This window comes from Paraburkholderia sp. RL17-383-BIF-A (genome assembly GCF_046028015.1).
In the GTDB taxonomy this organism is placed as follows: Bacteria; Pseudomonadota; Gammaproteobacteria; order Burkholderiales; family Burkholderiaceae; genus Paraburkholderia.
In genome coordinates this window covers 14,886-29,192 of the sequence record NZ_JARESR010000046.1, presented here as the reverse complement: position 1 = coordinate 29,192, position 14,307 = coordinate 14,886, and the positions used below count along the sequence as shown (strand labels likewise).

The following is a 14,307-nucleotide window of genomic DNA, read 5'->3' as shown; positions in this document are numbered from 1 at the left end:
GGCCGGCTAGGTGCGACCGGCCCGGTTGCGGTCGGTCAACCGCACCGGCCACGAGTTGCCGGCCACGTTTTTTTCATTCACCACCCTCAACCTGTTCCGAACGCTGCCGTTATCCATGGGTTGGCGCGTAAAGAAAATCCGTATCGATGCGGCCCGATGCATCGAAATCGACCGCGCGCTCCCCGCCCGCAGAACGATTGACGTTCGGAACCCATGACTCCTTTTCTATCGAAGCGGCTGCTGATCAACATAGCGGTCGTCGCCGCGGCGGTCGGCGCGAACGCGTTCGTCGCCTACACGCAGATTTGCGGCCAACGCGACGCGGACGCGCGCATGCTGCGTTCGACGAGCGTGCGCCAGAACCTCGACGCCTACCAGTCGGCGCTCGACGGCGGTCTCGCCGCGCTCGGCCGCTTCGAGGCGTCGGGCGAGTCCGCGCCGGCAGGTTCCGCTGCCGCGATGGTCACGACGCTTGCGCGTCTGGAGCGCGACCTGCGCAGTGAATTTGCCGGCGAACCCGCCATGCTCGACGCGCTCGCCAGGCTGAGCGCGGACAGTCATGCGTTGCAACACGATATCGACGACGCGCTGCTCAGGAGCGCCGGCGCCGGGCCGAACGCCTCGCGCGCGTGGGCGGCGTCGACCTATACCCATCTCGGGCTCGGACTGGATCGTGTGGAAGCCGCGCTGGCCTCGCTGCGCGGCGAGGAGAATCGCGCCTTGCGGGCGTCGCTCGCGGCGTCGGCAAGCGAAACCCAGCGGGCCATGTTCCTGCTGATCGTGACGATGCTGGCCGGCAGCGTGCTGCTGATCTACACGTTCGGCGTTCGCGAAAACAGCGCGCGCGAGAAGCTGCGCAGCGTGCGCGCGCTCGGTCGCCACGACGAACGCTTTCGCGGCCTATTCGACGAACATCCGGTGCCGATGTACATCGTGGATCGCGAGACGCTGCGCTTTCTCGCCGTCAACGCGGCCGCGATCCAGCAATACGGCTATTCCGAAAGCGAGTTTCTCGGCATGACGATTCGCGCGATCCGGCCGCAAGCGGAAATCTCGCGTCTCGAATCGCATCTGCAGCGCAGCGACGCCAGCCAGCATGGCCGTACCATGGCGGGCATCTGGCATCACCGGCGCAAGGACGGCTCGACGATCAGCGCCGACATTTCGTATCACGCGCTGAATTTCATGGGCCGCGGCGCGTTCTTCGTGCTGGCCGACGACGTCACCGACCAGATCAACGCCGAAGCCGAAGCACACCGTTCGAACCAGATGCTCGAAGCGGTGATCGACAATATTCCGCAGCGCATTTTCTGGAAGGACATGGAGTCGCGCTATCTCGGCTGCAACATGGCGTTCGCGCGCGATGCGGGACTCGCTTATCCCGAGCAGGTGGTGGGCAAGAGCGACGCCGACATGCCGTGGCGCGACTTCTCCAGCCTGCTGGGCGACCATGACCGGGAAGTCGTGAGCACCGGCGTGCCGAAGATGAACTTCGAGGTCGATCTGGTGATCGACGGCGTGCACCGCACCACGGTCACGAGCAAGCTGCCGTTCACCGACGGCGACGGCCGCGTGATCGGCGTGCTCGGTTCGTACACGGACATCACCGAGCGCAAGCGCGCCGATCTGGCCTTGCGTCTGCAAAGCCGCGCGCTCGATGCCAGCGTCAACGCGATTCTGATCACGGCGCCGTCGCCCACGGGCAATCTGATCGAGTACGTGAACCCCGCGTTCATGCGCATTACCGGCTACGACGCCGCCGAGGCGATTGGTCACGATTGCCGCCTGCTACAGCGCGACGACCGCGACCAGGAAGGCGTCGCGCTGATCCGTCAGGCACTCGCGGCGAACCGTGAGGTCAGCGCGGTGGTGCGCAATTATCGCAAGGACGGCGCACTGTTCTGGAATCAGCTCTTCATCGCGCCGGTGCCGAATCAGGACGGCGTGATCACGCATCACATCGGCGTGATCAACGACGTGACGGACCTGATGCGCTATCAGGAGCAGCTCGAATATCAGGCCAACTACGACAGCCTGACGCGCCTGCCGAACCGCAATCTGCTGCGCGACCGTCTGCAGCATGCGTTGGTCGTCGCGCAACGGCATCACAAAGGCGTCGCGGTCGTGTTCATCGATCTGGACGGCTTCAAGAACGTCAACGACAGCCTCGGCCACAGTGTCGGCGACCGCTTGTTGAGCGTGGTTGCCGAGCGCCTTGCCCGTTGCACGCGCACGAGCGATACGGTGGCGCGGCACGGCGGCGACGAGTTCGTGATCGTGATGACCGATACCGTCGACGAACAGTCGCTGATCGCGTGGATGGAGCGCGTGCGCGTGTCGATCTCCGAGCCGGTCTGGCTCGACGGCACCGAACTGTATGTCGGCTGCAGCATGGGCGCGAGCCTCTTCCCGCAAGACGGCGAAGATGCCGAAACGCTGATGAAGAAGGCCGATCTCGCCATGTATCGCGCCAAGGACATGGGCCGCAACACTTTCCAGTTCTATCAGCCGGAAATGAACGCGAGCGCGGGCACGCGCCTGAATCTCGAACGGCGTTTGCGCCGCGCGTTGCGCGACAACCAGTTCCTGCTGCACTACCAGCCGCAGGTGGATATCGAGAGCGGACAGATCGTCGGCACCGAAGCGCTGGTGCGCTGGTGCGATCCGGAAGTCGGCCTGGTGCCGCCGTCGTCGTTCATTCCGGTGGCGGAAGAAAGCGGACTGATCGGGCCGCTCTCGGAGTGGGTGTTGCGTGAAGCGTGCCGGCAGAACAAGGCGTGGCAGGACGAAGGCCTGCCACCGGCGCGTGTCTCGGTGAATCTGTCGGCGCGGGTGTTCCAGCAGCGCGATATCGCCAAGCTCGTCATGCAGGTGCTGGCCGAGACCGGCCTCGCGCCGCAATATCTCGAACTCGAGCTGACCGAAAGCACCATCATGCGCAACGCCGAAGAGGCCGTGTCGATGCTCAACGAGTTGCACGCGCTCGGCATCGGCCTTGCCATCGACGACTTCGGCACCGGCTATTCGAGTCTCAGCTATCTGAAGCGTTTCCCGGTGGATCGCCTGAAGATCGACCGCTCGTTTGTCTCCGACATTGGCGTGTCGGGCGACGACGAAACGATTACCTCGGCGATCATCGCGCTCGCGCACTCGCTGAAATTGCAGGTAATTGCCGAAGGCGTGGAGACGTCCGCGCAGCTCGACTTCCTGAAAGAGCGCGCATGCGACGAGATGCAGGGCTTCTATTTCGCGAAGCCGTTGTCGACCGACGCGATGTCCGAACTGCTGCAGGGTGGCGTGGGGCGCGAACTGGCGATGGTTTGAGCGTTCGCGCCCGGCGCGCTCACTGTGCCGGCGTGCTCAGGAAAGCCGGCAGGTCTTCCGCCATGTCGGAAAATGACTGCAGGAAGGGATGGTCGGTCTTGCTCACCGTGCCTGGCAACATCATCTGGGTGAATTGCCAGGCCACCGCCACGGTGACGTCAGCCGCGTCGAACTGGTTGGCTTCGATCGGCAGCGCCGTTGCCGCGAGGTCGCGTTCGAGTTCGGCGTAAGCGGCGGATAACTGCGTGCTTACGCGGTCGATCCATGGCTCATGTTGCTTTTCCACCGGACGCAGATTGCGCTCGTAGACGATCTGCACGGTTTTCTCGCACGCGGCAAGCGCGAGTCCAGTGAGATGGGCGGCGCGCAATGCCGCCTCGGGCCGGGTCGGGAAAAGTCGCTGGTTCGGCCCGGCGAGCGTGGCGAGGTACTGGAGAATCACCGTCGAGTCCATCACGGTCTGGCCGTTGTCGGCGATCAGCGTGGGCGCCTTGACCACGGGGTTGATTCTCGCGAACTGGTCGTAGGTGCGGAACACCGAGATCGCCTCGTGCTCGAACTCCAGCTTCAGCAATTTGAGGCAGATAGCGACCCGGCGTACGTAGGGCGAATCCAGCATTCCGATCAGTTTCATCTCATTCCCGTTAGAACATCTATCATGAGGCGCCCGGCTCCGCGGCTCCCACGGTTCCCCTGTCTGTAAGGGATAAGGGCGCTTTGAGCCAATAGATTAAGCATCTACGGGCAGCAAAAAAAGCGACAATTAACGACGATTTACGTCAGAATTTCTTACATGAAGCCAATCCCGCCTTTGACCGCGTTACGCTGCTTCGAAGCCGTCGCCCGCCTGGGTGGCGTGACGCAAGCCGCGCGCGAACTGCATGTCACGCACTCGGCGGTGAGCCAGCAAATCAAGGTGCTGGAAGATTCGATGGGCATCGCGCTCTTCATGCGCGAGGCGCGCGGGCTGCGGCTGACCGAGGAAGGGCGGCTCTACGCGCTCGATATCCGCATGGCGCTGCGCGACATCACGCATGCCACGCGCCGCGCGCAAGCCCGCCCGCACGAAAGCGAACTGGTGATCACGACCTTGCCGTCGTTCGCTCAGCATTGGCTCGTGCCGCGCCTCGCTAGTTTTCGCGAGGCGCATCCGTACTACCGGATCCGGCTGCTGACGAGTTTGCAGGTGGAGGATTTCCGCCAGGGCGTGAGCGATATCGGCATCCGCATGGGGCAGGGGCATTGGCCCGACGTCGCGCAGCAGAAGCTGTTCGACGACGACATGGTGGTGGTCGCCGCGCCCCATTTCGCGCTCGCGCCGAACGGCCGCTTTCCCGTCACCGCCCTGGACGTGATGGCCTGTCCGTTGATCTCGAGTCCCGATACACCGTGGCATGACTGGTGTCAGGCGGCGCAGGTGGCGGAGCCGGCCGACGGGGCTGTGGTGTTGTCGGCGAGCGATTCGAATATCGTGATCGGCGCCGTGCTGCATGGCCAGGGTGTCGCGCTGGAACGGCGCAGCCTGGTCGCGAATGCGCTGGCGCGGGGCGACCTGCTGCAGATCACCGATATTCGCGTGCCCTATCGTTACCCGTACTGGCTGGTGTGGCAGCAACGCGAAATTCTCGATGCCTCGCAGGCGCATTTCGCGCAGTGGATCGAAGGGCAGGTCGACGTCTACCTGCGCGGTAGCGGGGCAGCGGTGGTGGCGAATCGTGCCGGTTAGCCCGCGCGGGTTCGCGCTGAGCAGGCCATGACGCCTGGGCTCTGATGCGTGGGCAGTGATGCGCGAGCTTCGACGCACCGTCTTCGACGCTGGCGTTTCGAAAATGCGACGCTTGCAACGACGTTTTCGAAAAGCGCCTCGTCGGATATATTGATGTTTCCCATCTCAGACCGCGCTGGGAACCACGAAGCACCGATTCACGTGGCGTTGCGCCCGCCTTTCGCTGCTTGCACCGGGTGATGGGCGTTTCGCCATCGACTATTCGCCAATCCGACTGGAGAGAACAATGACGTCGTCACCTGCAAAGAAACTGTCTGTGTTGCTGGCATCGGTTGTATTGAGCGTGGCGTGTGCCGCGCCGGCGTTCGCGCAAAGCGGCGGCGGCGGTGGCCCGGCGGGGAACGATTCCGATGCGGCGATACCGTCGGCCGCATCGAAAGCGGCTCCGTCCACCAAGGCTGAGCGCAAGGCCGCGCGCAAACAGGCGCGGGCGAAGAAAAACGCCGAGTTGAAAAAGTTGGAGGCCAACGGCTATCAGCCGTCGCGTAACGATCCGAACTATCCGAACGATATTCAGAACGCGCAGAAGAAGGCGGGAATCGGCGCGGCGGCGAGCCAGTAAGCAGGTTCAGCGCATGACGGTGCAGCCGAGGTAGAAGCCAAAGCCAAAAGACAACGAGGCGCTAAAAGCGCCTCGTTTTTCGTTTACCGCGAGCCGCTCAATCCAGCGCCGGCAACGCGCGCGGACGCCGGTCGCTGTCTGTCGCGACATAGGTCAGCGTGGCTTCGGTGACCTTCACGAGGTCTTCGGTCAGGCTCATGCGCTGCGCGTAGACCTCGACCTCGACGGTGACCGAGGTATTGCCCGTCTTGACGATATCCGCGTAAAAGCTGAGCAGATCGCCGACGAACACCGGCTGTTTGAACACGAACGAATTGACCGCGATGGTCGCCACCCGCCCGTTGGCGCGGCGGCTTGCCGGGATCGAGCCGGCAATGTCCACTTGCGCCATGATCCAGCCGCCGAACACGTCGCCGTGGACGTTCGCATCCGAAGGCTGCGGCACCACGCGCAGCGCGCAGTGCTTTTGCGGGAGTTGAAGAAGATCGGTCATCGGGGCACCCTTGAGAAACGTGTTGGTTCGGTCGGCTGGACCAGCGGGCGGGGCAATTCACGACAACGGTACGGCACGCACCGCGCGGCTAACGTGCCACCTACGGCCGGACAACCCATGAAAAGCGGCGCCAGCCGGCTTCTGCGACAATAGAAAGATCAGGAATTGTACGGGAAAGCGCCCAGCCGGGTCGCGCGACAAAATGCAGTGTGCCGGGTCGGCATGCGGCGGTCGGCGCGCCGCTGCGAACTCCGGCCTTTCCACACTCTCCCCAGCCGATCCCCATGCGCCGCTCGCCCTCGTCCGAACCTTCTCCGATCTCCACCCAGCCGCGCAACGACTGGCAGACGATTCTTTCGCTGCTGCCGTACCTCGCCACGTATAAATGGCGAGTCGCCTTCGCGCTGAGCTGCCTGATCGGCGCGAAGGTCGCCAATCTGGGGGTGCCGATCGTCATGAAGCGGATCGTCGACAGCCTCGCCTCGGTGCAGCATCTCACCGCGCTCGGCCGCGCCAACGATTCGCCGGCCATCGTTCTGCTGGGCGGCGTCGGCCTGCTGGTGGTCGCGTATGCGGTGGTGCGGTTGTCCACGTCGCTGTTCACCGAGCTGCGCGAGATTCTGTTTTCGAAGGTGACCGAGAGCGCGGTGCGCCAACTGGCGCTGAAAGTGTTCCGCCATCTGCATGCGCTGTCGCTGCGCTTTCATCTCGAACGGCAGACGGGCGGCATGTCGCGTGATATCGAGCGCGGCACGCGCGGCATCACGCAACTGATCTCGTATTCGCTGTACAGCATTCTGCCGACGCTCGTCGAAGTCGGCCTCGTGCTCGGCTTTTTCGTCGTCAAATACGAGGCGTATTACGCGGTGGTCACGTTCATCGCGCTCGCGGTGTACATCGTCTTCACGGTGAAAGTGACGGAGTGGCGCACGCATTTTCGCCGCACCATGAATGATCTCGATTCGAAGGCGAATTCACGCGCGATCGATTCGCTGCTGAACTACGAGACCGTCAAGTACTTCGGCAACGAAGAGTGGGAAGCGAGCCGTTACGACGAAAACCTGAAGCGCTATCGTACGGCGGCGATCAAGTCGCAGCGCTCGCTGTCGGCGCTGAATTTCGGGCAGCAGGCGATCATCGGTACGGGGCTGGTGTTCATTCTGTGGCGCGCCACGCAAGGCGTGATGGCCGGTCGTCTCACGCTCGGCGATCTGGTGTTGATCAACACCTTCATGCTGCAGCTTTATATTCCGCTGAATTTTCTCGGCGTGGTGTACCGCGAGTTGAAGCAGAGTCTCACCGATATGGACCGCATGTTCACGCTGCTCGGCGCGGCGCAGGAAGTGCCGGACGTGGACGGTGCGCCCGCGCTGCGCGTGAACGGCGCGCAGGTGCGCTTCGAACATGTGAATTTCGCGTACGAGCCGGCGCGCCAGATTCTGTACGACGTGAGCTTCACGATTCCGGCGGGGACCACGACGGCGGTGGTCGGCCATAGCGGCTCGGGGAAGTCGACCCTCGCGCGGCTCATGTTCCGCTTCTACGATCTGGACCGCGTGACGGGCGGCGCGATCACCATCGACGGTCAGGATATTCGTGACGTCACGCAGGATTCGCTGCGCGCGTCGATCGGCATCGTGCCGCAGGATACGGTGCTGTTCAACGACTCGATCTACTACAACATCGCTTACGGCCGGCCATCGGCGACGCGCGAGGAAGTGATCGCGGCGGCGCGCGCGGCGCATATTCACGAGTTCATCGAGGGGCTGCCGAAGGGCTATGAGACGCCGGTCGGCGAGCGCGGTCTGAAGTTGTCGGGCGGTGAAAAGCAGCGCGTGGCGATTGCCCGGACCATCCTCAAGAATCCGCCCATTCTGTTGTTCGACGAAGCGACCTCGGCGCTCGATTCACGTTCCGAGCGCGCCATTCAGCACGAGCTCGATCTGATCGCCCGCGAGCGCACCACGCTGATCATCGCGCACCGGCTTTCGACCGTCGTGCATGCACAGCAGATCATCGTGATGGACAAAGGGCGGATCGTCGAGCGCGGCACGCATGCGGAGTTGTTGCGCGCAAACGGCCTCTTCGCGCAGATGTGGGCTTTGCAGCAGCAGCGCGCGAGTGAGGCGCCGGAACAGGTGGAAACGGTCGATGCGGGAGGGCGTGGGCGATAGGCTTGGGTGACGCGTGTTGCGTGGCCGCCTGGCAATTGGCGCGGAGTTAAGGTCGAGAGTTGAGAGCCGAACGCCGAACGCCGAACGCCAAACGCCAAACGCCAAACGCCAAACGCCAAACGCCTAGCGCGCCCCAGCCAGCGCGCGCACACGCTGATCCAGCTCGCCTAACTGCGCGGGCGTGCCGACGTTCTCCCACAGACCCTCGTACAGCTCACCGCTCGCCAGACCGCGTGCAATGGTGTCGCGATAATACGGCGTGAGCGCGCGCCGCGTGCCGTGCGGCAGATCGCGGAACATGCGGGTGTCATATAGCCCGATGTTGCCGAACGTGAAGCGCGGCTCGCCCTCGAGCGACAGCGCGCCGTCGGCCAGGCCGAAGTCGCCGGCCGGATGAAACGCCGGATTTGGCACCATCACGAGATGCATGCCCGGCTCGGGCAAGGCCGCGAGTTGTTCCGCGCGAGCATTCAGCGTGGCGTAGTCGAAGTCGGCGTACACGTCGCCGCTGACCGCGACGAACAATTCGCTTGCGCCGTTATCTTCCAGCAACGGCAACGCCTGCACGATGCCGCCCGCGGTTTCCAGCGCCTCGCGTTCGGCCGAGTAGCGCAACGCCACCTGCCAGCGCGAGCCGTCGCCGAGCGTGGCCTCGATCTGCTCGCCGAGCCACGCGTGATTGATCACGATGGTGCGAAAGCCAGCCTGCGCGAGCCGTTCGATCTGCCATACGATCAGCGGCTTGCCGCCCACTTCGAGCAAAGGCTTGGGACGCGTGTCGGTCAACGGACGCATGCGCTCGCCGCGGCCGGCGGCGAAAATCATCGCTTTCTTCAGGGACATCGTCATCGGTCAGAAGGTGTAGCCGACTTCATTCGCGCGGCCTTCGAGATCGTCGAGCAGCTTCGCGAACGGACGCAGCGGTGCATAACGATCGGCCACCTTGCGCGCATAGCCGATGAAACGCGGCAGGTCTTTCATGTAATGCGGTTTGCCGTCGCGGTAGTTGATCCGGCAGAAGAGGCCCAGCACCTTGATGTGCCGTTGCAGACCCATCCACTCGACCTGGCGGTAGAACTCGCCGAAATCGGCATCCACCGGCAGGCCAGCTTTTTTCGCCCGCTCCCAGTAGTACACGAAGCAATCCAGCTCGAATTCCTCGTCCCAGCTCAGGAACGCGTCGCGCAACAGCGAGGCGACGTCGTAGGTGATCGGGCCGTACACCGCGTCCTGGAAGTCCAGCACGCCGGGGTTGACCGCGGGGTGTCCAGGCTCCGGCTCGGTTGCGATCATCAGATTGCGCGGCATGAAGTCGCGCAGCATGAACATCTGCGGCTGCGCGCGGGCGCTCGCGATCAGCAGCGCGAAGGTGCGATCCAGCACGCCGCGGGTCTTTTCGTCGGCATCACGGCCCAGATGCCGGCCGAGGAACCATTCCGGCATCAACTCCATCTCGCGGCGCAGGAACGCTTCGTCGAAGGGCGGCAGCACGTCTTCGCGCGACGTGAGCTGCCAGCGGATCAACGCGTCGAGCGCGTCACGCATCAGCGTGCGGGCGCGGCGCGAGTCGCCTGCGCTTTGCGCTTCGGTCAGCGCGCCGAGGTACGACGCGGTGCCCAGATCCGTGACCAGCATGAGGCCGGCCTCGAAATCGACCTCCAGCACGCGCGGCACGTACACGCCGGCGGCCTCGAGCAACTGCGCGACCTGCACAAATTCGCGGCACTTTTCGGGCGGCGGAGCGTCGACGGCGATCAGGGTGGCGCGGCTTTCGCCTTCCGCCGCCTTACCGGCGAGCCGGAAATAACGCCGGAAACTGGCGTCTGACGAAGCCGGAACGAGGGTGTCGAGCTCGAGCGCATAGCGCGCCGCATGGCCTTTCAGCCAGGCTTTGAGCAGTTCGAGACGGGGATCGGTGGAGTCTTGGAGTGGGGGCAGCGTCATGAAAACCGGCGGCAAATTCAGAGGGGCAACGTCTTGCCATATAATACCCCACGACTTTTTTGACGCGGCTCACGCCGGCTTTCGCGACTTCCGCTTTACCGCCCGCCTCATCGTTCGACAGATTGTAAATATTGATGTGCAGCCGACTGTCACGGTCGGGGTGTGCAGGCGGTAGACCGTGACTGCAGAAGCTGACGGACGAGCCGATTCGCCAAACGATACATGCCGCCTAGACAGCTTTCCCAAACGATTCCCTCTTGTGCCCCAGCGCCGCGCAAAAGGCGGCTCGTCGCGGCGTTGATCGCCGTTCCGGGCCTGATGCCCGCGCTTGCGCACGCCCAGCTGGTGGGGGAAGCTGCGCAGCCGCAACCCATCGACGCGCCCTGGGGCATGCAGCTCGCCCCGCAGCTCGAAGAGCGTCCGTTGCAGCCGGGCCAGAAGCCGGCCACGTTCGTGCTCGGCGATACGACGAGCGGCACGACCGACCAGGACATGGCCGCCAAGGGTTCGGCCGAGGTGCGCCGCAATACGGTCGTGATCAAGGCCGACGCGCTGCACTATGACCAGGACACGGACATGGCCGACGCGTACGGCTCGGTCCACGTGGTCAACAACGGTAATTCCTTCGTCGGGCCGGAAGCGCATATGCGCGTGGATTCGAGCGAAGGCTTCATGACCGCGCCGAAGTACCACTTCAACGTGACGGGCGGCTCGGGCAGCGCGGAGCGCGTCGACCTGCTCGACAACGAGCGCTCGGTTTTCACGAAAGGCACCTACACGGCCTGCGCATGCGCGGACGATCCGGCCTGGTACATCAAGGGCAGCGAGTTCGATTTCGACACCGGCGCGGACGAAGGCGTCGCCCATAACGGCGTGCTGTTCTTCCAGGGCTTTCCGGTGTTCGCCTCGCCGTGGCTGTCGTTCCCGCTTTCGGGCGAACGGCGCAGCGGGATTTTGCCGCCCACGTTCTCGGTGAGTTCGTCGAACGGCTTCGAACTGTCGGTGCCGTATTACTTCAACATCGCGCCGAATCGCGATCTGACGCTCACGCCGCGTCTGATCTCCAAGCGCGGCGTGCAGTTGCAGTCCACGTTCCGTTATCTGTCGCCCACGTATTCCGGCTCGATCACCGGCGAATTCCTGCCTGACGATCACCTGACCAAGACCAACCGCTACGCGCTGTACATCCAGCACAACCAGAACTTCGGCAACGGGTTCGGCGGCTACATCTACTACAACAAGGTTTCGGACAACACGTATCCGGAAGACCTGTCGTCGTCGGTCAATCAGTTCATGAACGGCACCCAGCTCCTGTATCAACAGGAAGCCGGGTTGACCTACAACAACGGCCCGTGGTCGGTGCTCGCGCGCGAACAGCACTGGCAGACGCTCACGCCGTCCGTGGCGCCGTACGGCCGCGAGCCGCAGTTGAACGTGAAGTACGCGAAGTACAACGTCGGCGGCTTCGACTACGGCGCGGAAGCCGACTACACGAATTTCCGCATCACCACCGCGGACATGACCGAAGGTCAGCGGGTGATGTTCAACCCGTACCTGTCGTATTCGGTGGTCGGGCCGGGTTACTTCGTCACGCCGAAGGTGCAATGGCACTTTGCGTCGTACAACCTGAACCACCTGAGCGCCGCTGACGTCGCGGCCGGCACGCCGAAAAACTTTACCGAATCGATCCCGACGCTCTCCTTCGATACGGGACTGATCTTCGACCGCTCGGTGCGGCTCTTCGGTCAGGATTACATCCAGACGCTCGAACCGCGCCTGTACTACGTGTACACGCCGTATCGCAACCAGCAGTCGGCGCCGCTGTTCGACACGGCCGAGTCCGACTTCGGGCTCGCGGAAATCTTCACGCCGAACACCTTCGTCGGCAACGACCGGATCGCCGACGCGAACCGTCTGACGGCCGCCCTCACCACGCGTTTCATCGACGCGGCCACGGGCGACGAACGGGCGCGTTTCGTGATCGCGCAGCAGTATTACTTCCAGGATCAGCGGGTCACGCTGCAGTCGACCCAGACCAGCGCGCAGGCCACGCATTCGGACCTGATCGCGGGTGCGTCCTTCAAGCTCGGCGCGGGTTTCGCTTCGGAAACGGCGTTCCAATATAATGCCGACAACAATCAGCTGGTGAAAACGAGCGTCGGCTTCGGGTTCAGTCCGGCGACCGGCAAGGTGATCAACGTCGCGTATCGCTACACCCGCGCGAACACCACGCTGGACAACACACCGATCAACCAGGTGCTGATTTCGGGGCAATGGCCGCTCGCCCACCGGGTGTACGGGGTGGGCCGTTTCAATTACGACCTCGGCGGACATCGGATCGTCGACGGTCTGGTCGGCCTGCAGTACGACGCCGACTGCTGGACGCTCGGCGCGGGGATTCAACGCTATGCGAACGGCCTGAACACCTCGGGGCAGAATCAGTCCAGCACGCGGTTTCTCGCGCAGTTGACGTTCAAGGGCTTGTCGAGCGTCGACAACGGGCTGATGACCGCATTCCGCAGCAGCGTGGCGGGCTATACGCCGTTGCCGCCGCCGCCGGCGCCGGAATCGCGTTTCACCAACTACGAATGACGCTCACCCGATCATTCATAAAATGCGAAAAGACGGGCCAGGCGCGCCCGACATCATTGGAGTATCTGTGGCAATCATGAAAAAGCTTCGCTTGGCAACGCTTGCGGCCGGTCTTGCCGCCGCGGCGTCTTTCCTGTCGGTTGCGCCGGTGCAGGCGCAGGCGCTCTCCGGCAGTGGCGGCCAGACGGTCGACACCATTGCCGCAGTGGTCAACAACGGTGTCATCACGCGGCGCGAACTCGACGAACGCATGGGCCTGATCACCCGCCGCCTTAACCAGCAGAACGCGCCGGTCCCGCCGATCGATCAGCTGCGCCAGCAGGTGCTCAACCAGATGGTGCTGGAGCGCATCCAGTTGCAGAAGGCGAAAGAAGACGGCATCAATATCGACGACGCCACCGTGCAAAGAACGCTCGAACGGCTTGCCGCGGCGAACAACCTGACGCTCGACGTGTACCGCTCGCGGATCGAGGCGCAAGGCGTGCCCTGGAGCACCTTCACCGGCGACGCGCGGACCGAGCTCACGCTCTCGCGCCTGCGCGAGAAGGAAGTGGACAGCAAGGTCACGGTCTCGGACGCCGAGGTCGCGAACTACATCGCCAGCCAGCGCGGCCCGAACGCCGGCCAGACGAGCGACCTGCATCTGCAGCACATTTTCATCAAGGCGCCGCTGAACGCGTCGGAGACCGATATCGAGGCGGCGCAGAAAAAGGCGCAGGCCCTGCTTGCCGAAGCCAAGGGCGGGGCCAACTTCGAAAAGCTGGCGAAGTCGAATTCGCAGGCACCGGATGCATCGAAAGGCGGCGATACGGGTTTCCTTTCGCCGGCCAAGTTGCCGCCTGAATTCGTCACGGCTGCCGCGACATTGCGCCCCGGCCAGATCAATCCGGATCTGATCCGCACCAACGACGGTTTCGAAATCGTGCGTCTGGTCGATCGCCGCGCCGGGCAGGGCACCAGTTCGGATGCGCCGAAGCTCGTGCAAACGCACGTGCGCCACATTCTGCTGCGCGTCGGCGACGGCATGTCGGAGCCGCAAGCGCGTCAGAAGCTGCTCGAAATCAAGAACCAGATCGCCGCGGGCGGGGACTTCGCCAAGTTCGCGCACACCTACTCGCAAGACGGTTCTTCGTCGCAAGGCGGTGACCTCGGCTGGATCAGCCCGGGCGAGACGGTGCCGGAATTCGAGCGCGCCATGAACAGCCTGCAGGACGGCCAGATCAGCGACCCCGTTCGCAGCGAATACGGCTACCATCTGATTCAGGTGCTGGGCCGCCGCGAATCCGAAGGCTCGGTTTCGCAGCAGATGGATCTGGCGCGCCAGGCCATCGGTCAGCGCAAAGCGGAACAGGCCTACGCCGACTGGTTGCGCGCACTGCGCGACACTGCGTATGTGGAAGTGAAGCCCACGCTGTCGAGCACGCAATAACCG

Annotated in this window: 10 protein-coding genes; 6 read left to right on the top strand and 4 right to left on the bottom strand. The window is 63.7% G+C overall.

The window, feature by feature from the left end:
- Positions 1-213: 213 nt before the first annotated feature.
- Entirely contained in the window at positions 214-3,324 is a 3,111-nt protein-coding gene (locus tag P0D71_RS33080; RefSeq protein WP_408186511.1) for a sensor domain-containing protein, read from the top strand.
- Between the two features lie 19 nt (positions 3,325-3,343).
- Here P0D71_RS33080 and P0D71_RS33075 read toward each other — a convergent pair whose 3' ends face one another.
- Positions 3,344-3,958 (bottom strand): glutathione S-transferase, encoded by a 615-nt coding sequence (locus tag P0D71_RS33075; RefSeq protein ID WP_408483623.1) that lies wholly within the window; start codon positions 3,956-3,958, stop codon positions 3,344-3,346.
- Positions 3,959-4,117: 159 nt separating this feature from the next.
- On the opposite strand from P0D71_RS33075, the gene P0D71_RS33070 reads away from it, so the two are divergent.
- Both P0D71_RS33070 and P0D71_RS33065 read left to right on the top strand, forming a co-directional pair.
- Entirely contained in the window at positions 4,118-5,050 is a 933-nt protein-coding gene (locus P0D71_RS33070; protein WP_408302527.1) for a LysR substrate-binding domain-containing protein, read from the top strand.
- Between the two features lie 286 nt (positions 5,051-5,336).
- Positions 5,337-5,672, top strand: coding sequence for a DUF4148 domain-containing protein (locus tag P0D71_RS33065; protein ID WP_091796729.1), 336 nt, complete (start codon positions 5,337-5,339; stop codon positions 5,670-5,672).
- Positions 5,673-5,769: 97 nt separating this feature from the next.
- Here the strand turns inward: P0D71_RS33065 and P0D71_RS33060 are convergent, their stop codons facing one another.
- The gene (locus P0D71_RS33060; protein WP_091796728.1) at positions 5,770-6,165 is read right to left on the bottom strand and encodes an acyl-CoA thioesterase; all 396 of its coding nucleotides are present in this window, start codon (positions 6,163-6,165) and stop codon (positions 5,770-5,772) included.
- A 284-nt stretch (positions 6,166-6,449) separates the two neighbouring features.
- Here P0D71_RS33060 and P0D71_RS33055 point away from each other — a divergent pair, with 284 nt between their 5' ends.
- On the top strand, positions 6,450-8,339 hold the full coding sequence (locus P0D71_RS33055; RefSeq protein WP_408483622.1) for an ABCB family ABC transporter ATP-binding protein/permease: 1,890 nt from the start codon (positions 6,450-6,452) through the stop codon (positions 8,337-8,339).
- 123 nt (positions 8,340-8,462) lie between these two features.
- Here the strand turns inward: P0D71_RS33055 and murU are convergent, their stop codons facing one another.
- Together murU and P0D71_RS33045 are read right to left on the bottom strand one after the other, a co-directional pair.
- Positions 8,463-9,188, bottom strand: coding sequence for an N-acetylmuramate alpha-1-phosphate uridylyltransferase MurU (gene murU / locus P0D71_RS33050; RefSeq protein WP_408483621.1), 726 nt, complete (start codon positions 9,186-9,188; stop codon positions 8,463-8,465).
- A gap of 3 nt (positions 9,189-9,191) precedes the next feature.
- Entirely contained in the window at positions 9,192-10,283 is a 1,092-nt protein-coding gene (locus P0D71_RS33045) for an aminoglycoside phosphotransferase family protein (RefSeq protein WP_408483620.1), read from the bottom strand.
- 222 nt (positions 10,284-10,505) lie between these two features.
- Here P0D71_RS33045 and P0D71_RS33040 point away from each other — a divergent pair, with 222 nt between their 5' ends.
- Positions 10,506-12,875: an LPS-assembly protein LptD gene (locus tag P0D71_RS33040; RefSeq protein ID WP_091796724.1), complete on the top strand. Its 2,370-nt coding sequence runs from the start codon at positions 10,506-10,508 to the stop codon at positions 12,873-12,875.
- Between the two features lie 67 nt (positions 12,876-12,942).
- Positions 12,943-14,304: a peptidylprolyl isomerase gene (locus P0D71_RS33035; protein ID WP_408186505.1), complete on the top strand. Its 1,362-nt coding sequence runs from the start codon at positions 12,943-12,945 to the stop codon at positions 14,302-14,304.
- The last annotated feature ends 3 nt before the right edge of the window (positions 14,305-14,307 follow it).

Excerpts from the sequence above, each read along its gene's own strand:
- P0D71_RS33080 (WP_408186511.1), top strand. The coding sequence starts at position 214 with ATGACTCCTTTTCTATCGAAGCGGCTGCTGATCAACATAGCGGTCGTC.
- P0D71_RS33075 (WP_408483623.1), bottom strand. The coding sequence starts at position 3,958 with ATGAAACTGATCGGAATGCTGGATTCGCCCTACGTACGCCGGGTCGCT.
- P0D71_RS33070 (WP_408302527.1), top strand. The coding sequence starts at position 4,118 with ATGAAGCCAATCCCGCCTTTGACCGCGTTACGCTGCTTCGAAGCCGTC.
- P0D71_RS33065 (WP_091796729.1), top strand. The coding sequence starts at position 5,337 with ATGACGTCGTCACCTGCAAAGAAACTGTCTGTGTTGCTGGCATCGGTT.
- P0D71_RS33060 (WP_091796728.1), bottom strand. The coding sequence starts at position 6,165 with ATGACCGATCTTCTTCAACTCCCGCAAAAGCACTGCGCGCTGCGCGTG.
- P0D71_RS33055 (WP_408483622.1), top strand. The coding sequence starts at position 6,450 with ATGCGCCGCTCGCCCTCGTCCGAACCTTCTCCGATCTCCACCCAGCCG.
- murU (WP_408483621.1), bottom strand. The coding sequence starts at position 9,188 with ATGACGATGTCCCTGAAGAAAGCGATGATTTTCGCCGCCGGCCGCGGC.
- P0D71_RS33045 (WP_408483620.1), bottom strand. The coding sequence starts at position 10,283 with ATGACGCTGCCCCCACTCCAAGACTCCACCGATCCCCGTCTCGAACTG.
- P0D71_RS33040 (WP_091796724.1), top strand. The coding sequence starts at position 10,506 with ATGCCGCCTAGACAGCTTTCCCAAACGATTCCCTCTTGTGCCCCAGCG.